Source organism: Parasphingorhabdus sp. (genome assembly GCF_059726685.1).
Genome location: NZ_AP041068.1, coordinates 918,032 through 939,339, shown reverse-complemented (window position 1 = coordinate 939,339; position 21,308 = coordinate 918,032). Strand labels below are relative to the sequence as shown.

Annotated in this window: 20 protein-coding genes; 10 read left to right on the top strand and 10 right to left on the bottom strand. The window is 52.1% G+C overall.

What is annotated here, in order from left to right:
* Positions 1-69 precede the first annotated feature (69 nt).
* Entirely contained in the window at positions 70-786 is a 717-nt protein-coding gene (locus tag AC6I9Z_RS04650) for a GNAT family N-acetyltransferase (RefSeq protein ID WP_461458447.1), read from the bottom strand.
* Positions 787-794: 8 nt separating this feature from the next.
* The gene (locus AC6I9Z_RS04645) at positions 795-1,154 is read right to left on the bottom strand and encodes a VOC family protein (RefSeq protein WP_461458449.1); all 360 of its coding nucleotides are present in this window, start codon (positions 1,152-1,154) and stop codon (positions 795-797) included.
* Between the two features lie 138 nt (positions 1,155-1,292).
* Between AC6I9Z_RS04645 and AC6I9Z_RS04640 the strand changes: the two genes are divergently transcribed.
* Positions 1,293-1,757, top strand: coding sequence for an Lrp/AsnC family transcriptional regulator (locus AC6I9Z_RS04640; RefSeq protein WP_461458451.1), 465 nt, complete (start codon positions 1,293-1,295; stop codon positions 1,755-1,757).
* Positions 1,758-1,918: 161 nt separating this feature from the next.
* Here the strand turns inward: AC6I9Z_RS04640 and AC6I9Z_RS04635 are convergent, their stop codons facing one another.
* Positions 1,919-2,500 carry an HD domain-containing protein gene (locus tag AC6I9Z_RS04635; protein ID WP_461458453.1) on the bottom strand — a complete coding sequence of 194 codons (582 nt, stop codon included), beginning with the start codon at positions 2,498-2,500 and terminating at the stop codon, positions 1,919-1,921.
* Between the two features lie 108 nt (positions 2,501-2,608).
* Here AC6I9Z_RS04635 and AC6I9Z_RS04630 point away from each other — a divergent pair, with 108 nt between their 5' ends.
* Both AC6I9Z_RS04630 and AC6I9Z_RS04625 read left to right on the top strand, forming a co-directional pair.
* Positions 2,609-3,838 (top strand): sensor histidine kinase, encoded by a 1,230-nt coding sequence (locus AC6I9Z_RS04630; RefSeq protein ID WP_461458455.1) that lies wholly within the window; start codon positions 2,609-2,611, stop codon positions 3,836-3,838.
* The gene (locus AC6I9Z_RS04625; RefSeq protein ID WP_109354943.1) at positions 3,835-4,635 is read left to right on the top strand and encodes a LytR/AlgR family response regulator transcription factor; all 801 of its coding nucleotides are present in this window, start codon (positions 3,835-3,837) and stop codon (positions 4,633-4,635) included. Before AC6I9Z_RS04630 ends, AC6I9Z_RS04625 begins: the two co-directional genes overlap by 4 nt.
* A gap of 12 nt (positions 4,636-4,647) precedes the next feature.
* Here the strand turns inward: AC6I9Z_RS04625 and tadA are convergent, their stop codons facing one another.
* The gene (tadA, locus tag AC6I9Z_RS04620; RefSeq protein ID WP_461458457.1) at positions 4,648-5,106 is read right to left on the bottom strand and encodes a tRNA adenosine(34) deaminase TadA; all 459 of its coding nucleotides are present in this window, start codon (positions 5,104-5,106) and stop codon (positions 4,648-4,650) included.
* A gap of 237 nt (positions 5,107-5,343) precedes the next feature.
* Here tadA and rpmB point away from each other — a divergent pair, with 237 nt between their 5' ends.
* Positions 5,344-5,631, top strand: coding sequence for a 50S ribosomal protein L28 (gene rpmB, locus AC6I9Z_RS04615; RefSeq protein ID WP_109354941.1), 288 nt, complete (start codon positions 5,344-5,346; stop codon positions 5,629-5,631).
* Between the two features lie 18 nt (positions 5,632-5,649).
* Here the strand turns inward: rpmB and AC6I9Z_RS04610 are convergent, their stop codons facing one another.
* The gene (locus AC6I9Z_RS04610; RefSeq protein WP_461458459.1) at positions 5,650-6,762 is read right to left on the bottom strand and encodes an esterase-like activity of phytase family protein; all 1,113 of its coding nucleotides are present in this window, start codon (positions 6,760-6,762) and stop codon (positions 5,650-5,652) included.
* A gap of 90 nt (positions 6,763-6,852) precedes the next feature.
* On the opposite strand from AC6I9Z_RS04610, the gene AC6I9Z_RS04605 reads away from it, so the two are divergent.
* The 4 genes from AC6I9Z_RS04605 to AC6I9Z_RS04590 all read left to right on the top strand — a co-directional run bounded on the left by AC6I9Z_RS04605 (position 6,853) and on the right by AC6I9Z_RS04590 (position 12,411).
* Positions 6,853-7,563, top strand: coding sequence for a CoA transferase subunit A (locus AC6I9Z_RS04605; RefSeq protein ID WP_461458461.1), 711 nt, complete (start codon positions 6,853-6,855; stop codon positions 7,561-7,563).
* Positions 7,560-8,195, top strand: a complete 636-nt coding sequence (locus AC6I9Z_RS04600; RefSeq protein ID WP_461458463.1) for a CoA transferase subunit B — start codon at positions 7,560-7,562, stop codon at positions 8,193-8,195. Before AC6I9Z_RS04605 ends, AC6I9Z_RS04600 begins: the two co-directional genes overlap by 4 nt.
* Positions 8,196-8,383: 188 nt before the next feature.
* A complete protein-coding gene (locus AC6I9Z_RS04595; protein WP_461458465.1) occupies positions 8,384-8,788 on the top strand; it encodes a Ros/MucR family transcriptional regulator in 405 nt (134 codons plus the stop codon).
* Positions 8,789-9,273: 485 nt separating this feature from the next.
* Complete coding sequence (locus AC6I9Z_RS04590) at positions 9,274-12,411, top strand: TonB-dependent receptor domain-containing protein (protein ID WP_461458467.1); 3,138 nt, start codon at positions 9,274-9,276, stop codon at positions 12,409-12,411.
* A gap of 79 nt (positions 12,412-12,490) precedes the next feature.
* Here the strand turns inward: AC6I9Z_RS04590 and AC6I9Z_RS04585 are convergent, their stop codons facing one another.
* Positions 12,491-14,641: an alpha-galactosidase gene (locus AC6I9Z_RS04585; RefSeq protein ID WP_461458469.1), complete on the bottom strand. Its 2,151-nt coding sequence runs from the start codon at positions 14,639-14,641 to the stop codon at positions 12,491-12,493.
* A 114-nt stretch (positions 14,642-14,755) separates the two neighbouring features.
* On the opposite strand from AC6I9Z_RS04585, the gene AC6I9Z_RS04580 reads away from it, so the two are divergent.
* Both AC6I9Z_RS04580 and AC6I9Z_RS04575 read left to right on the top strand, forming a co-directional pair.
* Positions 14,756-16,279 carry an SLC5 family protein gene (locus AC6I9Z_RS04580; protein ID WP_461458473.1) on the top strand — a complete coding sequence of 508 codons (1,524 nt, stop codon included), beginning with the start codon at positions 14,756-14,758 and terminating at the stop codon, positions 16,277-16,279.
* A gap of 29 nt (positions 16,280-16,308) precedes the next feature.
* The gene (locus AC6I9Z_RS04575; RefSeq protein WP_461458475.1) at positions 16,309-16,938 is read left to right on the top strand and encodes a 2-dehydro-3-deoxy-6-phosphogalactonate aldolase; all 630 of its coding nucleotides are present in this window, start codon (positions 16,309-16,311) and stop codon (positions 16,936-16,938) included.
* On the opposite strand, the gene AC6I9Z_RS04570 is transcribed toward AC6I9Z_RS04575, so the two are convergent.
* From AC6I9Z_RS04570 to AC6I9Z_RS04555, 4 genes are all read right to left on the bottom strand, one after another.
* Positions 16,939-17,655 (bottom strand): FadR/GntR family transcriptional regulator, encoded by a 717-nt coding sequence (locus AC6I9Z_RS04570; RefSeq protein ID WP_461458477.1) that lies wholly within the window; start codon positions 17,653-17,655, stop codon positions 16,939-16,941.
* Between the two features lie 92 nt (positions 17,656-17,747).
* A complete protein-coding gene (locus AC6I9Z_RS04565; protein ID WP_461458479.1) occupies positions 17,748-18,635 on the bottom strand; it encodes an SMP-30/gluconolactonase/LRE family protein in 888 nt (295 codons plus the stop codon).
* Positions 18,632-19,534, bottom strand: a complete 903-nt coding sequence (locus AC6I9Z_RS04560; RefSeq protein WP_461458481.1) for a 2-dehydro-3-deoxygalactonokinase — start codon at positions 19,532-19,534, stop codon at positions 18,632-18,634. Before AC6I9Z_RS04560 ends, AC6I9Z_RS04565 begins: the two co-directional genes overlap by 4 nt.
* A gap of 4 nt (positions 19,535-19,538) precedes the next feature.
* The gene (locus AC6I9Z_RS04555; protein WP_461458483.1) at positions 19,539-21,266 is read right to left on the bottom strand and encodes an IlvD/Edd family dehydratase; all 1,728 of its coding nucleotides are present in this window, start codon (positions 21,264-21,266) and stop codon (positions 19,539-19,541) included.
* Positions 21,267-21,308: the final 42 nt, after the last annotated feature.

Genomic DNA, 21,308 nt, shown 5'->3' with positions numbered 1-21,308 from the left:
GGGTTTTCGGCGCAATGTCGTGTAGCCGTTCAGAAAATAGACAAACGACTCCAATTCGGTTCCCTTATCTTATCGCACCGCAGTTTTTATAAACTCTCCAAGAGATTTCTGTTGTTTGCCAGAAACCGGATCAAGATGATCTAGCCAACTTTCAAAAGCGATTTCCAAATCATCCCATTCACTATGGGTAATCGAGTACCAGGCAGTATCGCGGTTCCGCCCCTTGTAATTTGAGGCATTGCGAAAAACACCCTCATAGACAAAGCCAAGTCTCTTGGCAGCTTCGTGCGAAGCTGCATTCAAATTATCCAACCTCCATTCATATCGCCGATAGTGAAGGACCCGGAATGCATGACGCGCCATAAGATACATTGCTTCGGTTGCCATTGCCGTGCGCTGCATGGATGGCGCGAAGTTCACATGCCCAACCTCGATGGAACCATGTGACGGAGATATGCTGCAATATGTTGCCATGCCCAAAGCCCGCCCCGTGTTTTTTTCGACAAATGCATAGAAGAACGGGTCTGCCGAAAAGCAGTAATCTTCCATCCATTCTACAAACGCGCCAAGGCTGCTGAAGGGTCCATAGCGCATATATGTCCATGTCCGGCCACTTGTGTCTTCCGACAGCGCTGCAAAAAGGCTTTCGCTATGCGTATCGACGCAAAGCGGTTCAACACCACAAAATTTGCCCGTCAGACAGCGGCGAACCGGCAAGGCCGCCCCTTGCCAGCCGCCCAGACATTCCCCGACAGGTTGACCCAGATCATTAAGGAAGATTTTCATCACTGCTGCTATTCCTCACTGTGACTGACAAATTCTACCAGTCGGCCATCGGGATCTCTTAGATAAGCTGCATAGTAATTTGGGTGTATGTGAGGCGCCAAACTGGGTTCGCGGTCAAGAGTGAAACCTTTTTTGCCGGCCAGAGAATAGACCCGATCCACTGTTTTGCGATCACATGATTGAAACGCATAATGCACCTCGGAAGATGGCTCGCCTTGAACGATGAAAAAATCCATTCGCTCCTCGTTGCCAAAGCCCTTGGCTGCATCATCAATCTTCAATGCATAGCCGACAGGTTCCAATACCGTTTTGTAGAAGTCGCATAGCAAATCAACATCACGTGTTTGAACTTCCAGATGGTCTATCATTTTTAATCCTTTTTTCGCTCGAGCGCTTATCGGCCCGACGACAATTTCTAAAGATTTCAAATGATGCTGTAATCTCACTAATCGAATTATTTTAAATGATTTGATTCTATCTGAGAGAATATGCGATATAAATTGATCATGAAACAGAAAATAGACGAATCAGATCGCATCATCCTTGATCACTTACAGAATGATGCTGCCACATCAATCTACGCTCTTGTCGACAGCACCGGATTGTCTTCGGCATCCGTGCAAAGGCGCTTGAAGCGCCTAAGGTCGAACGGAACAATCGACAGAGAAGTCGCGATATTGGACCCGGAAGCCATGGGCCAGAAAATGACCTTCATAGTCATGGTCGAATTGGAGCGTGAAAGCCTGGATCAACTCGATGCGTTCCGGCGCAAGATCGAAAAAGAACCGCATGTTCAGCAATGCTATTATGTGACCGGCGATGCGGACTTCATTCTCATCTGCCTAGCGCCGGACATGAAGGCATTTGAAGAGCTCACACACCGGCTTTTTTTCAAGAACCAGAATGTGCGGCGCTTTCATACCAATGTTGTGATGAGCAAAACGAAAACCGGTCTTTCCGTTCCGATATAGCCAACGAGCTGACGGCTAGCCTAATGGAACAGGCCTGAATATCTCCGCTTTTGCGAAAAGGCCGCCATGTCAGGCCGAGCAGAAGAACCCATCAAACCTCAGATCGTCAGATCAACTGAAATGCAGAGGCACGAGCTTTCGCAAAGCAACGTATCTAATGCCTATTCGTTCACATAAATGCTGTTAATGGGCCGCGCCATAACGCGCTTCACAATCGGCTCGAAAAACTCCAGCGGCGCGCTTTCGTAATTGGCATCAAAAGCCGACTGATCATATTTTTCACAAAATTCAGCGCAATCTTCAAAATGCTCATGCCCGCGAAATGCCTCGCGCATGTCCCGGTCCTGGCCTAGATGGTGGAAAAAATAATAGCCCTGGAAAATCCCGTGTTTCTCAGTGATCCAGTGCAGTTTTTCGCTGACAAATGGTTTCAGGATCGCCGCTGCAACATCGGGGTGATTGAAAGTGCCGAGTGTATCCCCAATATCATGCAGCAATGCCATCACCACATAATCATCGGGCCGCCCATCGCGATGCGCACGGGTCGCCGTTTGCAGGCTGTGTTCCAGCCGATCAACAGGAAAACCACCATAATCGCCATCCAGCAGGCGCAAATGATCGAGCACCCGGTCCGCAACCTTGCTGGCAAAGGGCATGTAATGACCACCAATAATGTCCCAGTCTTCCTTGGTCCCCTCTTCCATCGAAGGGAATTTTGCTCTGACTTCATTGGGGCCGCCCATATCGCTCTCCTCTTGCGCCTGTTTTCTACCTATTTGGTCTGTGCGCTTAATGACCAGATGTTATGCGATTCTTTCCCAAACGGCAATGGCACGCTATAGATAGATAATATGGCCGTCATGGAAATCCGCCCCCAGCCCTTTTTTGGCAATAAAAACCGAGCGTTCTGGAACTTGCAATCCGCAGGATGGGCCGGTGCACTGGCGCTGCGCGGGATTTCCGGTATCGCGAATGGACAGCCGCTCAGCTTCTTGTTGCCGATCATCATTTCGACGATTACCGGCTATTCGATTTCACTGCTTCTGTCGGTCATCTACAAGAATCTGATTCACCAAAAGCCGATCATTACGTGGGTCACAACTATCATTGTCCTGTCGGTGGCGGCAGCTTTGTTCGCTTTTGTCGATGCTTGGGTGTTTCTTATCCAGAATCCAACGATCGAAAGTGGTTTTGCGAGCCTGTTTGTCGGCTATGTCTTTGTTGACTTTACCCTGCTCGGTGCATGGTCGGCGCTCTATTTTGCGATCAATTTCTTTTTGCGGGTCGAAGAGCAGAATGACCAGCTTTTGCGATTGGAAGCGCAGGCCACCCGCGCTCAACTGACAATGCTGCGATATCAGCTGAATCCCCATTTCCTGTTCAACACATTAAACAGTATCTCGACTTTGGTCCTGCTGAAGCAGACCGAGCCTGCCAATGCGATGCTGTCCCGTCTGTCGTCGTTCCTGCGCCATACTCTGGTGAATGAGGTCCATAGCCGCGTAACATTGGCACAAGAAGTCGAGACGCTGCATCTCTATCTCGATATTGAAAAGATGCGCTTTGAGGAACGATTGCGCCCCAACTTCGATATTGATCCGGCGGTTCGGGATGCCTTGCTGCCCTCCCTATTGCTACAACCATTGGTCGAAAATGCGATCAAATATGCTGTAACACCAATGGAAGAAGGCGCGGACATTGCTGTATCTGCCCGACTTGAGAATGACAAAGTGCGGATAATCGTGTCGGACACCGGACCAGGAAAAAATGGCCCGATCGATAAAAATACAGATTCCACCGGGGTGGGTTTAGGAAATATTCAGGAGCGATTAAACCAAGCTTATGGAGAAGCACACCAGTTCGAGATTAAATCTTCAGCAGGAGGCGGATTCTCTGTGATCATCACACTGCCATTTGAGACCAGGGAACAGATTGAAAAAGAGGCCGCACGGGATAACATAACGAGCGGTCAAATCAGGAACGAAGCCATATTTGGGGAGCATGCATCCGATACAAGCCATGGGGGTCTCGTCACCGCCCCCGCCGTGGCTTCATCGCACCAAAAGGATATAAACCCATGACGATAAAAACGATATTAGTCGATGACGAAAAACTGGCCATTCAGGGCCTTCAGATTCGTCTCGAAAAATTTGAAGATATCGAAATTATCGATACCTGCAGCAACGGACGCGAAGCTATTCGCAAGATCAAGACACTGAAGCCCGATCTGGTGTTTCTCGACATCCAGATGCCTGGTTTCGATGGCTTTTCGGTCGTTCAGGGTATCATGGAGATCGAACCACCTCTGTTCATTTTTGTAACCGCCTTTGCTGACCATGCGGTCCGTGCCTTTGAGGCGGAGGCTGTCGATTATCTGGTGAAGCCTGTAGAACCCGACAGGCTTGCCGATGCCCTGGAACGCGTTCGCAACCGCCTCACCGAGAAACGCGGTGCGGAAGAGATTGAGAAGCTCAAAAACGTGCTCAGCGAAGTCGCACCTAACGCTATGGCCGATCTGGAAAATGCCGAAGAACCAGCAGCCGCCAGTCGCTATGAAAAACTCATCAATGTGAAAGATCGTGGTCAGATTTTCCGGGTTGATGTCGATACAATTGAACGGATTGACGCTGCTGGCGACTATATGTGCATTTATACTGCGGACAATTCCCTGATCCTGCGCGAAACGATGAAAGATCTGGAAAAGCGTCTCGATCCGCGGAATTTTCAGCGGGTGCACCGGTCTACCATTGTCAATCTGGGCCAGGTTCGCGAGGTCAAACCGCACACCAACGGCGAATGCTTCCTGATCCTGGGATCAGGCGCTCAGGTCAAGGTGAGCCGCAGCTACCGCGATGTCGTAGCGCGGTTCGTGCATTAACCACATGGCCCATCAATAACGGCGGTTTTTGAAGAAATCCCTGAGCAAGTTGGCCGATTCGACCTCGTCGAAACCGGCATAGACTTCCGGAGCGTGATGACAGGTGGCAGCGGCGAAGAAATTCACGCCGCTGTCTACCGCTCCACCCTTTGGATCAGTGGCCCCGTAATAAAGCCGTTTGATCCGCGCGTGAGAAATGGCCCCCGCGCACATGGTGCACGGTTCCAGAGTCACCCAAAGGTCGCACTGCATCAACTTTTCTGTTCCCAGCTTCGCAGTGGCAGCACGTAAAGCGACTATTTCTGCATGGGCCGTAGGATCGCCGGTTGCACGTGGCTGATTATGCGCTTCGGCTATAATCTGGCCATTATGAACGACAACTGCGCCAACCGGGACCTCACCGGCCGCAGCGGCTTCGTGGGCCAGTGAGAGCGCTTGGCGCATATATGTACGGGCTTTATCTATCGCCATAGCGTAGGATGTTAGCGCGGTTCGCGACCCAAAGCCATATAATCCGGCGAAGCAAGCCTTCAGACAATCGCGCTGATCCCTAAAATACCGTTCTGTCTCTTCCGCAGGAACAGCTTGATTGGTTGTGATAAAGGTAAATAATCTAGTTGGCTGATGCTTGACGGACGGAGCTTTTGCGGTTAGGTGCGCTGTCTTTCCTACGGGAATCACTCATTAACAAGAAATTGGACAAGTAAGATGTCGCGGATTTGCGAACTGACAGGTAAGACTCGGCTGGTAGGCAATAACGTATCGCACGCCAAAAACCGTACCAAGAAAACCTTTTTGCCGAACCTGCAAAATGTGACCCTGTTGTCCGATGCGCTCGGCAAAGGCGTGAAACTGCGTGTATCAACGCACGGTCTCCGCTCGGTGGAACATGTTGGCGGTTTGGATAACTGGCTACTGAAAACATCCGACGATAAGTTGAGCCTGCGCGTACGCCGCCTCAAAAAAGAGATCGCCAAGAAGCAAGCTGCTGCTTAAAATACTGTTCTACCGTATTTAATTGGTAATTGATGAAAAGCCGGGGCTTGCCTCGGCTTTTTCGTTTTGAGCTCCGGATGCAGGCGTATTGGCCTTGCCCCTTGTCCTTTTGCGCTTACCCGGCAGCAACCGAAACTTCATCAACAGGGTTTCCTGAAAAGCATTGAAATTATCATCCGATGCGATCCATATAATTGTTTCATCATCTTCTACGGTGACCGCCAACGCCTCCATGTTGTCCACCTTCATTGGCGGTTTGAGCGATGCAATCCGCTGCGATGTCCACACTTCGCCAGCAGCGATCTCAGATAAATCGCCAATTGACAGAATCGCTGACACGCCCTCCAGTGGTGTGAAACGACGATGCAGCAATAGCGCGCGGCCATCAGGCAACAACGCCGCATCCGTAATCTCATATCCTCTTGGAGGCCGATATCCAAACAGCTTGGGTTTTAGATCCGCTTCAGCCGGGTCGCCGTCAAAAATCAGCGCCTGATAACCGCCTTTGCTATAATCGGCGGATTCCGAAAAAACCAGAAAGCGATCCGGATCGTCATCCTTACCCGGCAAGCGCAGCATAGCTTCTGCGCCTCCGTTCTTGGGCCATTTTTGCATCGCCTTGACCTGATGCTCCGCCTCTTTTCGCGCAAAGGACGGGCCATAGCGCCACACGCCATGATAGCGTTCATAGCCGACCCAATACTGACCCGTCTCCGGATCATAAACCAGTGACTCAGCGTCCCAATTTTTTTTGGCAAATTCATTTTCCGCGGGCGGCCCATCAGGCAGTGGCGCGATAAACGGCCGCTTGACCTGCCCCTTCTGCTCATCAAGCGTGAAGCCGATCAGGATTCCCGCGTCACTCAACATGAAAAAGCGATTGTCAGCTAGTGCCAGCATTGATGAGACACCGCCGAAATCTGCATTGTCACTCGATAGCTTCCAACCACGCAAAAACTCAAGTCTGCCCGACTTGGTTCGCGTCGCGTCTTCCGAGTCAAAGCTGATTGGCTCCAACTCAATGAATTGACTGTCATTCTTGTCCGGCACCGGCCCGTGAACATAGGTCACTGGGACAAGGAAAAAGAGCAACGAGATACAGGCGACTATTCGGATCACAATCGCGCCCATAACCGATCTGCGAACGCAAATATATTCTAATCTGGACGATAGATCGAAACTTGGGCTACTAGGCCGAAAGAACAGGACAAAGGCGCTTCTATGAAGAAAATCTATTCCGATGCAGCCGCAGCACTCGACGGGTTGTTGTTTGATGGCATGCACTTGTGCGTTGGCGGGTTTGGGCTATGTGGAATTCCCGAGCGCCTGATTGATGCGCTTCAAGAAGACGGGGTGAAGAATCTCACCATTGCATCGAATAATGCCGGGATTGACAATGAAGGCCTCGGCAAGCTTCTGCGCTCCAAACAGGTAAAAAAAATGATCTCTTCCTATGTCGGGGAGAATAAGGAATTTGAGCGGCAATTTCTATCAGGCGAGTTGGAGGTGGAATTCTGCCCGCAAGGAACCTTGGCCGAACGTTGCCGCGCTGGCGGGGCGGGAATACCGGGATTCTATACGAAAACCGGCGTCGGCACGCAGGTCGCTGAGGGCAAGGAAGTGAAAAGCTTCGATGGCGAAGACTATATCCTCGAGCGCGGCATTTACGCCGACTTGTGCCTGATAAAGGGGTGGAAAGCGGACAAGGCAGGCAATCTGATCTTTCGCAAAACCGCCCGCAATTTCAACGCGCCAATGGCGACTGCCGGAAAGATTTGCGTCGCAGAGGTCGAGGAAATTGTCGAGGTTGGTGAGCTCGATCCTGATGCTATCCATTTGCCGAGCATCTATGTCAAACGCTTGATAGACGGCTCGCCATATGACAAGAAAATCGAGTTTCGCATGATCCGCGAACGGGAGACAGCATCATGAGCTGGGACCGCAATCAAATGGCCGCGCGAGCGGCGCAAGAGCTGCAAGACGGCTATTATGTCAATTTGGGTATCGGCATCCCCACGCTGGTAGCCAATCATATTCCTGATGATGTCGAGGTCACACTGCAATCCGAGAACGGGATGCTTGGTATTGGTCCGTTTCCTTATGAGGATGAAGTTGATGCCGACTTGATCAACGCTGGCAAACAGACCATTAGCGAGCTTCCCTCCTCCAGCTATTTCGGAAGCGCCGACAGCTTTGCGATGATCCGTGGAGGGCATATTGACCTGACCGTATTGGGTGCCATGGAAGTTGCCCAAAATGGCGATATCGCCAACTGGATGATCCCGGGAAAAATGATCAAGGGCATGGGCGGTGCGATGGATCTTGTCGCAGGTGTGAAGAAAATCATCGTGGTAATGGATCATTGCGCCAAGGATGGCAGTCCCAAGTTCATCCCGGAATGCACACTGCCGTTAACCGGCGCCAATGTTGTTGATATGATCATTACCGATCTTGCCGTGTTCCACCGCGCTGATCATGACAGCTCTTTCAAGCTCATCGAACTGGCTCCAGGTGTCTCCGCAGAAGATGTCGCCGGGAAAACAACAGCAGACTATATTACATAAGAATTTAGCGCATACTATTCTGCAATAGGGTCAAGAAATATTGTCCTGAAAACGGACAATAACCCATTGCCCGTTCCTTACCCAATTCAATAGTGAATAAGCACTTGATTTATGCTGCTGTAAAGGACATCAGATTTTTATATCCGAAATGGATATAAATTATAAAAATGGGGGAAAGTGGGGCGGAAATGACAGAAACTAACAGTAGGATGGACGAAACACTCATCGCTTTAACGTCACAAATTGTCGTGGCGCATGTTAATAACAACAGCGTTGCGGTCTCTGACCTACCATTGCTGATCAATAGTGTGCATGGGGCAATGTCAGAGCTTGCTGGCAAATCAGCGCCAACCAAGACGAAACAAGAGCCGGCCGTGCCAATTGAGGATTCCATCCAGCCGGATCATATTATTTGTTTGGAAGATGGCAAAAAATTCAAAATGCTCAAACGGCACCTGATGACCAGCTATAATATGACACCTGAAGAATATCGGGCCAAGTGGGGACTTCCGCCGGACTATCCGATGGTATCTTCCAACTATTCAAAAGTTCGCAGTGGTTTGGCTACAAAAATAGGCTTGGGCCGAAAATAGAGCACTACCCTCGCCCACTCTTCGAAGTGTGGTGATGTCAGTCCGAACCAATAATACTGTAATCTTTCGGCATTTTCTGACCATTTACTCCTGCCTCACGACCTGCATTAACGGCTTGTAATTTGACGCCGTATGCCCGGCTCGATGGCTGTCATTATTTTACGGATTGCAAACATCCGCAATGGCTCCTGCGTCAATATGCACCAGAAAAGACCGGCTTTCCGCTAACGGACGGAGTCTGTGGTTCTCGACTGGAAATGTAAAAATATTCGACCACAAAATTCCCGAAAATGGAGGATATTTCTCTTTTTACCCAGATATATAACAGAATTATCATATTACGCATTATAATTTACATTAATGTAAATGAATGATGAGATTATACAATACTGTAAACTTGTATATTTGTAATATTTTTTATTTTATTGATGGAAATCGCCTAATATTATATAGTTACCCTTGCAACTAAGCAGGGAGCCCCCAACATGCAATCCAATTATAAAATGAAAACCGTGCGTCATTTTTTTGCTTCAGCAGCGATTATGGCGATGGCAATTTCGGCAACGACTGCTGAAGCTCAAAGTGCAAATGACGACGAAGCCCAGGCCGAACAAAGTGAATCGGATGCCAATGACTCCGTAATTGTGGTGACTGGCACCCGGATTCAGAACCCGAACGTTTCTTCTCCGGTACCGATCACCAGCGTCGAAATTGAAGATTTGGTGGCTACTGGCAATGTCTCTCTGGGCGATGCCCTCAATGAACTGCCAGCACTGCGTTCAACATTCAGCCAAGGCAATTCCACACGATTCATTGGTACAGCCGGGCTCAACTTGCTCGACCTTCGCGGCCTTGGAACACTCAGAACTCTGGTACTGGTCAACGGGCGCCGTCATGTCACTGCGTCGCCTGGCGATTTTAGGGTCGACGTAAATACGATCCCAACGGATCTGGTGGAGCGCGTGGACATTGTGACTGGCGGCAATTCGGCCATTTATGGTGCTGATGCTGTTGCTGGTGTCGTCAACTTTGTTTTGAAACGTGACTTTGAAGGCATCCGTTTTCGTGGACAGTCCGGCATTTCCAGCGAGGGAGACCGAGCATCACAATTTGCGAGTCTGACAATTGGTGAGAATTTCGGAGATGATCGCGGCAATGTTGCCATAGCACTGGAATATGCCAATTCAGACCCGCTCTTCAACCGACAACGAGACAATTTAACCGGGGCGTTTTCTGGTCGTAATCAATTCCAGATTGTCGAAGATCGAATTGGCGAGCCGAGCACCGGCAACGGCGTTCCAGACCGTGCCTTCATCCGGGGTATCCGCAATAACAATATCTCGGATGGCGGACTTTACACATCCAGTTGCCCAGAAGCGGTCGACCCTACGGCTCCCAATTTTGCTGAAATAGACAGGCGCAGGACAGTCAACTGTACTGGCCTGTTCGCCGCCGGAGGCGGAAATAACGAACTGGGCAGAACTTTTGTATTTAATGAAAATGGCCGCCTTATTGCCAACCCACTTGTTCAGGACCTGCGACCAGTTGGTTCGAACAATGCCGTCGGTGGTCTCGGCTCTACCTTGAACAACACAGGATTATTGCAGGCCGGCCTGGAGCGCTATGCGGTCAATTTCCTGGGAAGTTACGAAATATCGGAAGCATTTCGTCCCTTTATCGAAGCAAAATATGTCCGCATTGACGCTGTTCAGGAGGGGCAAGCAACCTTTTTCAACAATCCGTTCAGCATCGACAACCCTTTCCTTGACACTGAAAGCCGTGATCTTCTGGTATCCAGTTTACCCGATGGAGTAACGAGCTTTAACGCTTTTCGATTCGATACTGATTTCGGCGGACGCGGAGAGGACCACAGACGCGAAACCTATCGCATCGTCGTTGGTGTCGATGGCACTTTTAACGATGACTGGAAGTATGAGGTCGCGTTTAACTATGGGCGCCTGGACACCTTCTATGAAACCAGAGGCAATATTCTCATAAACGAATTTTTCAATGCGAGAGATGCAGTGCGCAATGCAAGTGGCGATATTGTCTGTGCCATCAATGCCGATGCTGACCCCACTAATGACGATCCGGCCTGTGCACCAGCCAATCTGTTCGGCGTGGGTAATGTTTCGCAGGCATCGAAAGATTATTTTCTGTTTACGTCTTCACGCGATGAAAAGGCTGAACAATATAGCGCAACAGCCTTTGTAGCAGGCGACACGTCCGATTTGTTTGAGCTGCCCGGCGGACCGGTCAGTTTTGTCATTGGCGGCGAATATCGCCGTGATACGGCATTTTCAAAATTTGATGATGTAACAGAAAGCGGAGCGACCTTCCTGAACGCCATCGCAGAGTTCGATCCGCCAGCCGCAGAGGTCTGGGAAGCCTATGGCGAGATAAACTTTCCTATTCTTGCCGATGTGCCATTCGCCGAAGAACTCACGCTCCAGGCCGCTGGCCGGGTTTCCGACTATAAAGGAGCGGTCGGTACAGTATTTGCCTACAACCTCTCCGGTACCTATGCGCCGATTAGTGATCTTCGGCTGCGGGTCGGTTATGCCGAGTCTGTTCGTGCGCCAACCCTGTCAGATCAGTTTGATGCAGGGTCACAAACTTTTGCCAACAATTTTCAGGACCCGTGCAGCGCACAGAATATTGAAAACAACCCCAATCGTAGAGCCAATTGCCTGGCGGATCCGAATGTGCCCGCATTTAACCCCGACGGCGTCACGCCATTTACAAACATACCTAATTCCGGGGTTCGGGGCCTGAATGCCGGCAACCCCAATGTGACAGAAGAGCGCGGGGAAAGCCTCACCATCGGAGCCGTCTATCAACCGAGCTTTGCGCCAGGCCTGACCGTTGCTGTCGACTATTATGACATCACCGTGAAAGATGTGATTTTTACGTTGCTCGGGCAGACAATTGTCAATCAATGCTATGATAATCCAGGCGGTATCGACAATCCGTTCTGTGATGCGATTTCACGGCGGCCCGATGGTACATTTACCGGACAATCGGATCGCAGGATCGGTGCCGATGTCATCAGTCTACCTGTTATAGGGGATTCCTTCCGCGCCGGGCCATTTAACTTCGCCAGACTCGAAACGTCGGGTATCGATTTTGACATTTCTTACACTGGAGAGATATTTGACGGCGTGCAGCTCAGCACGCGGTGGTTGACAAGCTATCTCATTGACCGGACCCAGTTCACCGACATCACCCAGCCAGATTTTGCTGATCGGTTAAAGAGCGAACTGGGCGATCCGGAATGGACAAGCACATTCCGCGTCGCGCTTGATTTCGGTGATTTCGATGTCTCGTATGATTTGCGCTATATTGGCAAACAGACCATCGCTACCGAATATGAGACCCAAAATTCCTTCAATGGAGAACCGCCACGGGATCCGGACGCTTTTCCGCAAGTATTCTATCCGGACGTGTTCTATCACGATATCCGATTGGGCATGGACGTGGATGAGCGCTTCCGTTTTTACGCCGGCATCGACAATGTCTTTGACCGTCTCCCGCCGCTGGATCTGGACGGCACCAGCCAAGGTGGTGGTATTTTCACCAATACCGGGCGTTTCTTCTATGCCGGTATCGAAGTGGACTTATAGTCGACAGCAATCATATTTGAACGACAAAGGCCGCTATCTGGCGGCCTTTGTTGCTGCGGCGACAAGCTAACCCGCAGACTTAATCGGTGCACAGGTAAAACAGCAGCGTCGTCTCTGGCGGTGCAACCGGAAGCTGCATTCCTGCTTTCATCAAAGCCTCTCCCGAAACCACCGTTCCTTCGCCTGCCAAATCCATGGCCTCAACAATGGACGGCGATTTTTCGCTGACCCAGTTTTGGGGCCAAACCTGGCGCATCCGATAAGAGGCTTTCAGATCAAGTCCGACCAGATGCAACCGGCTAGGCAATGCAGGGGCATGTCCTGTCAGATAGGTGACAGAATAAAGCGCCTCGGACTTGTCCTGTGCAACCACACCGATGATGTTAAGATATTCCGCGCTGTCGATCCTGTAAAAATCACCGGCGTGCAACAGCGCGCGGTGGGTTTTGTAAAGGGCAATAGCGGTTTTGAGCTCATCCAACTCGTCGGCTGATTCTTCCAGCAAATTCAGCTCCAGCCCCATATGTCCCATTAATGCAGTGCCCGCACGCATCGCCATCGACAAGGTCCGCCCCGTAATATGGCAGTGGCGGGGGCCAACATGGGCACCCATTACGCTGAGCGGCAAAAAATGGGACGCGCCGCGCTGGATGATCTGGCGATCAAGCGCATCATTACTGTCAGACGTCCAGATGCGATCGGTACGGGCCAACATCCCGAAATCCGCCCGTGCACCGCCAGAGGAACAGCTTTCAAACTCAACGTCCGGATGAGCATCACGCAGGCGATCAATCAGGGCCCAAAGTGCCAGCACATGCGTATGCGCTCTGGCAAAACCCTGGTCATTACCCGGATGGTTCAGATCGCGGTTCATATCCCACTTCACATAACCGATGTCATGATCGGACAATATCGCGCTGACCCGTTCGAACAGATGATCAGATACTTCCGGCCGCGATATATCCAGCACATATTGATTGCGAAACGACACCTGATCGACACCATCGAGCGTCAGTATCCAGTCAGGGTGAGCGCGAAACAGATCGCTGTCGGGATTGACCATTTCCGGTTCGAACCAGATGCCCATTTCCATGCCAAGATCTGTGACATGGTCAATCAGCGGTTTCAGTCCATCGGGGTAGACTGCATCGGAAACATACCAGTCACCCAGTCCGGCCCGATCATTGCGCCGAGCGCCAAACCAGCCGTCATCGAGGACAAAACGCTCGACACCAATATCGGCAGCGCGCGATGCCAAAGCCTTTAGCCGCTCCAGATCATGATCGAAATAGACCGCTTCCCAACTGTTATAATGGACCGGCCGCGCGCGTGACCGCGTCGAGGGGCGCAGCAGGGTATGGCGCACATGATCATGAAACTGGCGACTTAATGCGGAGAGGCCGGAAGATGAAAAGGCGCCGATCACGTCCGGACTTTTGAAACTTCTACCCGGTTCCAGAACGATTTCTCCCGGGAACAACAATGCGCCCATGGAGGCAAAAACACGCCCGTCACCATTGCTGTCAACGCGCATCCGGCTATTGCCGCTCCAAGCCAGATGCAAACCATAGGCTTCACCGGCTTGTTCGCTTGTCTTATCGTCGCACAGGATAAGTGCAGGAAAACAGTCATGAGAAGTTCTGCCCCGACGGTTCTCTCGCACATAAGAACCGGCAAAACGGTTGATCCGCTCCATCTGAAATTCGCGAGCCCAGCGACCGGTAAAGCCGATTATATCCGTCATATGCTGAGGTATCGGCAAACAGATGGTTGCCATGTCTATCAGGTTGAGCGACTGATCTCCGCGATTGGTGATCACCGACGAAAAGGTTAGCAGTCCGGTGTCGCTGCTAAAGGCGATATCATAGTCCAGTGTGATAGCAGTCCGCTCGTCCAAGCAACCCACCCGGCAGCCGGTCGATGTCTGGTCGACTTGCGAAACGACAAACCGGCTACCCCAATCACTACCCTCGCGATGGGCGGAAAAACCGCTTGACCCGGTATATCCGATACCAGGTTCCATCGCCAAAGAGGGCTGTAAAATACTATCTTCTATCCCGTGTGCGCTTTGCCGCATGTGCAGAAGAGCGACCTCCTTATCTGGCATGTCAGAGGCAAGCCGAGGTCCCCAATATATGACAAAAGGCGGTTCGCCCGTTGTACAGGAGAGAATGAAAGACATGTCGCCCGCGTCAAAACGGACCACGTCTTCGCGATTGTCGATTTGCATTTCTCCGGCCATGGTCTGTTCGTAATCGAATTTTCTTTTTTGCAAAAAGGAAAACCGTTCTGGCATGCGTCGCCAAAAAATACTATTAATAGTATGAACCGGGAGAGTTTGACGATGAATAGTGGGGGAGTGTCGGCAGTCCAGATCGGCGTATTTTTGGGAATCATGGTCTTGCTGGGCCTGTTCACCTATCTGAAAGTGCGCGGCAAGGGTGCCGGGCGGGACGGCTCCGCCAAGGATGTTTTTCTTGCCGGTGGCGGCCTGAGCTGGTTCTTCGTTGCTGGTGCGATCACATTGACAAACCTGTCAACCGACCAGCTTGTCGGAATGAATGGCAATCAAATGTTGCTGCTCGCATGGTGGGAGCTTTCCGCCATTGTCGGCTTGACGATTTTGGCCTTTGTCTTTGTCCCCATCTATTATCGCAATAACTGTACGACCGTTACCGAACTGCTCGAAAAGCGTTATAACAAGCGTAACATCCGCACGACAATTTCCGCATTGTTCCTGATCGGAAATGTCGTGATCTATCTGCCCGCAGTGATTTATAGCGGCGCATTATTCATGCAGTCGCTATTTGGCGTTAATATTCCTCTCACAGTGATCGCCGCCGTTTTCGCGGCTGTCGGGGCCGCTTATGCCATATTAGGCGGCCTGCGCGCCGTAGCGGTGCTCGACACCTATAGCGGCGTGGGTATTTTGGGGCTGGCGCTCGTCGTGGTCTTCCTCGCGCTTCAGGCCGTCAATTTCGACATTGTCACCGACGTGCCGCGAGAGCGAATTACGATGATCGGGTCGAATGACTCGCCCATTCCCTTTCATACGCTTTTCACCGGGATGATTTTCATCCAGATTTTCTATTGGAGCACCAATCAGAATATCACCCAAAAGGCATTAGCCGCGCCCACCGTCAAGGAGGCTCAAAAGGGCGTGATGGCAGCGGCCTTGATCCGCTTTCTAATCATACCCGCGATCGTCGTCGTGCCCGGTGTCGTCGCATTCAAACTGTTCGGAGATGTCGGCGACCGCGCTTATGGCATGCTGGTAGCTCAGGTACTGCCCAGCTGGACCAGCGGACTATTCGCGGCGATGATCGCGGCGGCTGTGCTAACGACCTTTTCCGCCGTGCTCAACGCCACTACCACGTTGTACACAATTGATTTTCACCGTCAGTTTATCAATCCGAAAGCCAATGCCGGACGGATCAACCAGATCGTCGGCATTGGTGCATCACTGGTTGCCATTGCGCTGGTGCCGCTATTTGCCAGTGCCGAAAGCATCATCAATTTGCTGCAAGAGCTGAACGGCCTGCTTTCCATGCCAATCCTTTCGACCTTCATTGTTGGCCTGCTGTTCCGGCATGTCGATGCGCGTGCAGCTATCGCGGGACTCTTGTGGGGCTTCGCGCTATACGCCTTCCATAATTTTGTCCTGTACAAACCCGGTCTGATTTATGAAGGCGAGACAGTTTACCAGTATATCGGTATTCCATGGCTGCATTATATTGATGTCATGGTCGTGGTGCTGGTGACATCAGTGATATTTGCTTTGGCAGTAAACCGGTTGCTTTTCGGTAACCGCGCGGTCTTTATCTTCAGCAGCGAGGGCAAAGCGCAGCGCGCGGCTGAGGCAGCCTAAATTATCCATTTGCTCTGCGAGGCAGCGAGATGACAGATTTAACCGACGTCTTTGAAAGCAGGCTTTCCGCCATGCCGGTGGTCGCTATCCTGCGCGGTGTCCGACCGGACGAGATTGAAGCCATCGGCGAGGCTATTGTCGCTGCGGGCATCACGATATTGGAAGTACCGCTCAATTCGCCTGACCCGTTTGCATCAATTGAGACAATGGCGCGTTGTTTTGCCAATCGTGCCATAGTCGGCGCCGGCACCGTTCTCAACACCGTGGATGTTCAGCGCTGCAAAGATGCTGGGAGTCAGTTGATCGTCTCACCCAATATGAGGCCAGATGTTATCGAGGCGACCGTCGCTGGTGGCATGATTTCCACGCCGGGCTGCCTGACACCCAGCGAGGCCTTTGATGCACTGGATGCCGGGGCTCATGCGGTGAAATTGTTCCCCGGAGAACTTGTACCTCCTGCCGGGGTCAAAGCGATGCGGGCCGTGCTTCCGTCCAAGGCCAAAATGCTTGTCGTTGGCGGTGTCACCACTGACAACTTGCAAGCCTATCGAGATGCGGGCGCAACAGGATTTGGCATTGGCGGATCGATATACCGCGCTGGGGATAGCGCTGGCAAAGTCGGAGCCAGCGCAAAAGCTTTTGCTGATATGCTGCGCTGACTAAATGCTTTCCAAGGCGGGAACCTTGCCCTGCAATAGCTGCTGCGCCTCCATGATGAGATTTTGCATTGCAAGTTTCGCGGTCTCGCCATCACCGGCCTGAATTGCATCTGCTATTTTGGCATGATCCGACACGCTGGCCCGGGGCACGCCTTTTGAACGGTTGGTAACGCGGATCGAGATGTTCAGGGCCACATCAACGGTGTGCCTCATGTTGATATAAAAGCGATTACCGCTCGCATGCAAAATGGCAACGTGAAATTCTATATCCGCAGCAAGCGCATCATCTTCGCCGTTTTTGGCGGCTTTCATGCGGTCGAGCGCTGTATATATTTTATCGATAGCGACCTTGTCACCACGTTCCGCCGCCAGCATGGCCGCCATGGGCTCAATCGCTAGGCGAAATTCCATAAACTCCCGAATCAGCGGTACGGTATTGCCCTTTACGTGCAGAAACCAGTCCAGCACATCCGGATCAGACAGGTTCCAGCTCTCTTCTTTCTGGACAATGCTGCCGACACTGGCGCGGGAGGTTACCAGACCTTTGGCAGTCAGCGCCTTTACCGCTTCCCGCATGACCGTGCGGCTGGCGTCAAAAGTTTCGCACAGGTCATTGATCTGGAAAACCGAACCTGGGACATATTCGCCGGACACGATAGACTGGCCCAGCGATGTCGCCACATGATCGGTCAGATTCCCTTTTGGCGTTCGGGCCACAGTTCTGGTTCCTTCCTCCTAAGACGCTATCTTTGCGGGTCCTGGCTATCCGTTGCAAGTGTCATCTACACCTTTGACGATAGCAGGAATTTTCAAACGGATTGGCAAATCATCTCCGGAAGGCCTTTTATGTCAGTCTCATAGGCGAATAACGAACCAGCAAGCGGTTGATCCGCAAGCTGTTCTTCGCTGAGATCAACACGCGCTGTTGTGATGAATAATATATCGAGATCCGGACCGCCAAAGGCCACACAACTGGGCTGACTGACTGGCAGTTCTATTCGCCGCTCGATGCTTCCATCAGGCCGGTATCTGACCACTTCACCTGCGCCCCATTGCGCATTCCACAAATGGTCTTCGCTGTCGATCAGGCTGCCATCAGGATGAACGCCTTTCTCGGTCTTTGCAAATATCTCGGGATCGCCAATCGGTCCCTTCTCCTGATTGAAGGCATAGCGCCAAATGGTGTTTTGCGGGGAATCGGCGAGGTACATGACCTGGCCATTCTGGCTCCAGCACAGGCTGTTCGGTATTTTGAAACCCGACAGACTTGGCGTCGTCTCACCATCATCATAGCACCACAGGGTCCCCCAGGGTTCATCGCCGACCGGGTCCCGCTCTGCCATGGTCGCAGCCCAGAAGCGGCCGTGACGATCCACGCGCCCGTCATTCATTCGCAAGTGCTTTTGGCCGGCCGACACGGCAGCGGTCAGCCGAAACTTTCCTTCGGATGGCGTGAACATCGCAAACCCGCTTTCAAACGCACCCAAATAAGTCCCCATTGTGTCCGTGAGGGCAAAACTGCCTAGTCTCTCAGGCAAGGAGAAGCTTTGCGGTTCAGCATCCGGGGAACGCCATTTCCAGAACAAGGATGATTCAATATCGGTCCATAGCACCGCATTTTCGCGAGCATCCCATATCACACATTCCCCAAGCCGGTTTTTGATATCTAGCGCTTTCATTGGATCATTGATGGTCATCCAAATATATCCTGATAAGCTCTGGCTAGGCCAGCAAGGCTGGCGGTTTGTCCGTCCACCTGCGTTGATCGTTTTCCCGCAACATCAAATGCTGCAGCGTAAAGCGCCGTCAAGCCGGGTGATCCGATAAGCTGCACTGTTTCACTACCATCATGCGAGATTAGAGCAGAACGAATTTCGCTCCCTATAACCAACCCGGTCAGATAGGAGTCGGCGTCTTCCGCCGGCAGGTCGCCTGTCACTTGCCGGCTACGTACGGTGAAGAGCAAAGATTCCAGTCCCAGCGTGTTTCTGCATGCGGTTTCCACGCCGTCCTTGAATGACGGCCCAATCTGCGCCGTGGGCGCTCGACGTGGATTCAGTAAAATACTGTGTTTGCCGAGCAATTCCAGCAGCTCACCGGTTTGCGCAGTATGAAAAGCCGCAATCTCTCCGTCCGTCAGGCGCACCCATTTCGAATGGGTGCCCGGCAAGCATATCAGGCCATCTTTTGCGGTGCCTATTATTTGCGTTTCTTCGCCGCGCATCAGATCTGGCAGGCCATCGGCTTGCCGCTCTGTCTTCACACCTGGAAGGATTGCACATCTTGTGCCTCGTGCTTCGAACAGGTTAGCGGCCGATATGATTTTCCGGGTCGAAGTGGGCGTCTCAACATAAGCGGCTTCACGCCAGCCAATATTCGACCCGACCATTCCAGCCATCAAAACCGGCAGCGCCGGATGCAATGTGATCCAATCGGCAATCGCTTCAAAACATGTAAACTCAATGGCAGCCGCGCCATCAATCTTTGCTATGCCCTGTCCCTGTTTCTCTTCCAGCATCGCGCCGTTTTCATCAACAAGCGCGAACCGTGCGTTGCTGGTACCCCAGTCAATTGCGATAAAGGTCGGTTTCGTCATGGCCTTAGTGAGATTCGCGGGTAACCGTCGAACCGCTCTTGCCTACCAGGAAATCGAGATCGCAGCCTTTGTCCGCTTGCTCGACATGGCTCACGTGCAAGTGGACATAGCCCCGTTCACTATTGGGCGGCGTCGGCGGTGCTGGCAGATCCGCTTGACGCCTTTCCAGTTCGGCATCGTCCACCAAAAGAGACAGGGACCGCGCCGGCCCGTCGAGTTTGATCCGGTCACCATTTTGCACCAGGGCCAATGGGCCGCCGAGATGGGATTCGGGTGATATATGGAGGACAACCGTACCATAAGCGGTTCCGCTCATCCGGGCATCCGACAACCGTACCATGTCACGCACCCCGGCTTGGAGCAGCTTTTTGGGCAGCGGCATGTTTCCGACTTCCGGCATCCCGGGATAACCTTTTGGACCACATTGCTTCAGCACCATCACTGAGTCTTCTGTGATTTCCAGATCGGGATCATCCACCCGTGCCTTAAAATCCTCAATCGATTCAAAAACTACGGCCGGCCCCTCATGCGTCAGCAATTCGGGCGTAGCGGCATTCGGTTTGATGATCGCTCCCCCGGGACACAAGTTGCCCCGCAATACCCATGTGCCGGATGAGCTTTGCACCGGATTGTCCAGCGGGCGAATAACTTCATCGTTAAAACATTCGCCCGAAGCCGCAATTTCTCCAATGCTGGTACCGCCGACCGTTGGCGCATGACTGCGCAAATGACCTTCAATGCGGTTCATGATCGCTGGCATCCCGCCAGCATAATCGAAATCTTCCATTAGATATTGACCGGACGGCAATAGATTGGCGAGCAGCGGGATATCCCGAGACAACTCGTCAAAATCCTCCAGCTGCAAATCAATACCGCAGCGACCGGCCAACGCGAGCAGGTGGACGACCGCGTTGGTCGAGCCACCAACGGCGGCATGGACCAATATCGCATTTTCAAAAGCCGCTCGGCTTAAAAAAGTGGATAGCGGCTTATCTTCCTCGACCAGTGCGATAATTCGCCGTCCAGCTTCGTGTGCCATCGTCCGGCGACGCGCATCGACGGCGGGAATGGAGGCATTGCCAGGCAGCGCCACACCCAGAGCCTCGCTTAGGCTGCCAATGGTCGATGCCGTCCCCATCGTGTTGCAGACACCGGCGCTGCGCGACATGGCGGCTTCCGCACTGAAGAATGTTTCTTCGCTAATCTCGCCGGCGCGTGCCGCTTCGCTAAGGCGCCAGACGTCTGTACCGGAGCCAATGGTTTCACCCCGAAACTTGCCGCTCAGCATCGGACCGGAAGACACGACAATAGCAGGCAAATCCACCGACGCTGCGCCCATGAGCTGACCGGGCGTTGTCTTGTCACATCCGCCCAGAAGAACCACGCCGTCCATCGCATAACCGCGCAGTGCTTCCTCAACATCCATGGCCAGCAAGTTGCGGAACAGCATGGCGGTTGGCCGCATCTGGGTCTCGCCCAAAGAGGAAACCGGAAACTCCACCGGAACCCCGCCAGCCTGCCAGACGCCGCGTTTCACATGTTCTGCCAAGATACGCAGATGGGCATTACAAGGTGTCAGTTCTGACCAGGTGTTGCACAGGCCAATGATCGGACGGCCATCAAAACTGTCATCGGGAAGCCCCTGGCTTTTCATCCAGCTGCGATGGATGAAGCCATCTCTATCACGCTTGCCATAAACAGCGGTGCTTCTGCGGGCCTTTTTATCGGTCACCTATTTTCCCATCACAGTTGCTATGCCGCCTGCAAAGCTTGA

Bases quoted from the DNA above. Each gene is read 5' to 3' on its own strand.
- AC6I9Z_RS04650 (WP_461458447.1), bottom strand. From the start codon at position 786: ATGAAAATCTTCCTTAATGATCTGGGTCAACCTGTCGGGGAATGTCTG.
- AC6I9Z_RS04645 (WP_461458449.1), bottom strand. From the start codon at position 1,154: ATGATAGACCATCTGGAAGTTCAAACACGTGATGTTGATTTGCTATGC.
- AC6I9Z_RS04640 (WP_461458451.1), top strand. From the start codon at position 1,293: ATGAAACAGAAAATAGACGAATCAGATCGCATCATCCTTGATCACTTA.
- AC6I9Z_RS04635 (WP_461458453.1), bottom strand. From the start codon at position 2,500: ATGGGCGGCCCCAATGAAGTCAGAGCAAAATTCCCTTCGATGGAAGAG.
- AC6I9Z_RS04630 (WP_461458455.1), top strand. From the start codon at position 2,609: ATGGCCGTCATGGAAATCCGCCCCCAGCCCTTTTTTGGCAATAAAAAC.
- AC6I9Z_RS04625 (WP_109354943.1), top strand. From the start codon at position 3,835: ATGACGATAAAAACGATATTAGTCGATGACGAAAAACTGGCCATTCAG.
- tadA (WP_461458457.1), bottom strand. From the start codon at position 5,106: ATGGCGATAGATAAAGCCCGTACATATATGCGCCAAGCGCTCTCACTG.
- rpmB (WP_109354941.1), top strand. From the start codon at position 5,344: ATGTCGCGGATTTGCGAACTGACAGGTAAGACTCGGCTGGTAGGCAAT.
- AC6I9Z_RS04610 (WP_461458459.1), bottom strand. From the start codon at position 6,762: ATGGGCGCGATTGTGATCCGAATAGTCGCCTGTATCTCGTTGCTCTTT.
- AC6I9Z_RS04605 (WP_461458461.1), top strand. From the start codon at position 6,853: ATGAAGAAAATCTATTCCGATGCAGCCGCAGCACTCGACGGGTTGTTG.
- AC6I9Z_RS04600 (WP_461458463.1), top strand. From the start codon at position 7,560: ATGAGCTGGGACCGCAATCAAATGGCCGCGCGAGCGGCGCAAGAGCTG.
- AC6I9Z_RS04595 (WP_461458465.1), top strand. From the start codon at position 8,384: ATGACAGAAACTAACAGTAGGATGGACGAAACACTCATCGCTTTAACG.
- AC6I9Z_RS04590 (WP_461458467.1), top strand. From the start codon at position 9,274: ATGCAATCCAATTATAAAATGAAAACCGTGCGTCATTTTTTTGCTTCA.
- AC6I9Z_RS04585 (WP_461458469.1), bottom strand. From the start codon at position 14,641: ATGCAAATCGACAATCGCGAAGACGTGGTCCGTTTTGACGCGGGCGAC.
- AC6I9Z_RS04580 (WP_461458473.1), top strand. From the start codon at position 14,756: ATGAATAGTGGGGGAGTGTCGGCAGTCCAGATCGGCGTATTTTTGGGA.
- AC6I9Z_RS04575 (WP_461458475.1), top strand. From the start codon at position 16,309: ATGACAGATTTAACCGACGTCTTTGAAAGCAGGCTTTCCGCCATGCCG.
- AC6I9Z_RS04565 (WP_461458479.1), bottom strand. From the start codon at position 18,635: ATGACCATCAATGATCCAATGAAAGCGCTAGATATCAAAAACCGGCTT.
- AC6I9Z_RS04560 (WP_461458481.1), bottom strand. From the start codon at position 19,534: ATGACGAAACCGACCTTTATCGCAATTGACTGGGGTACCAGCAACGCA.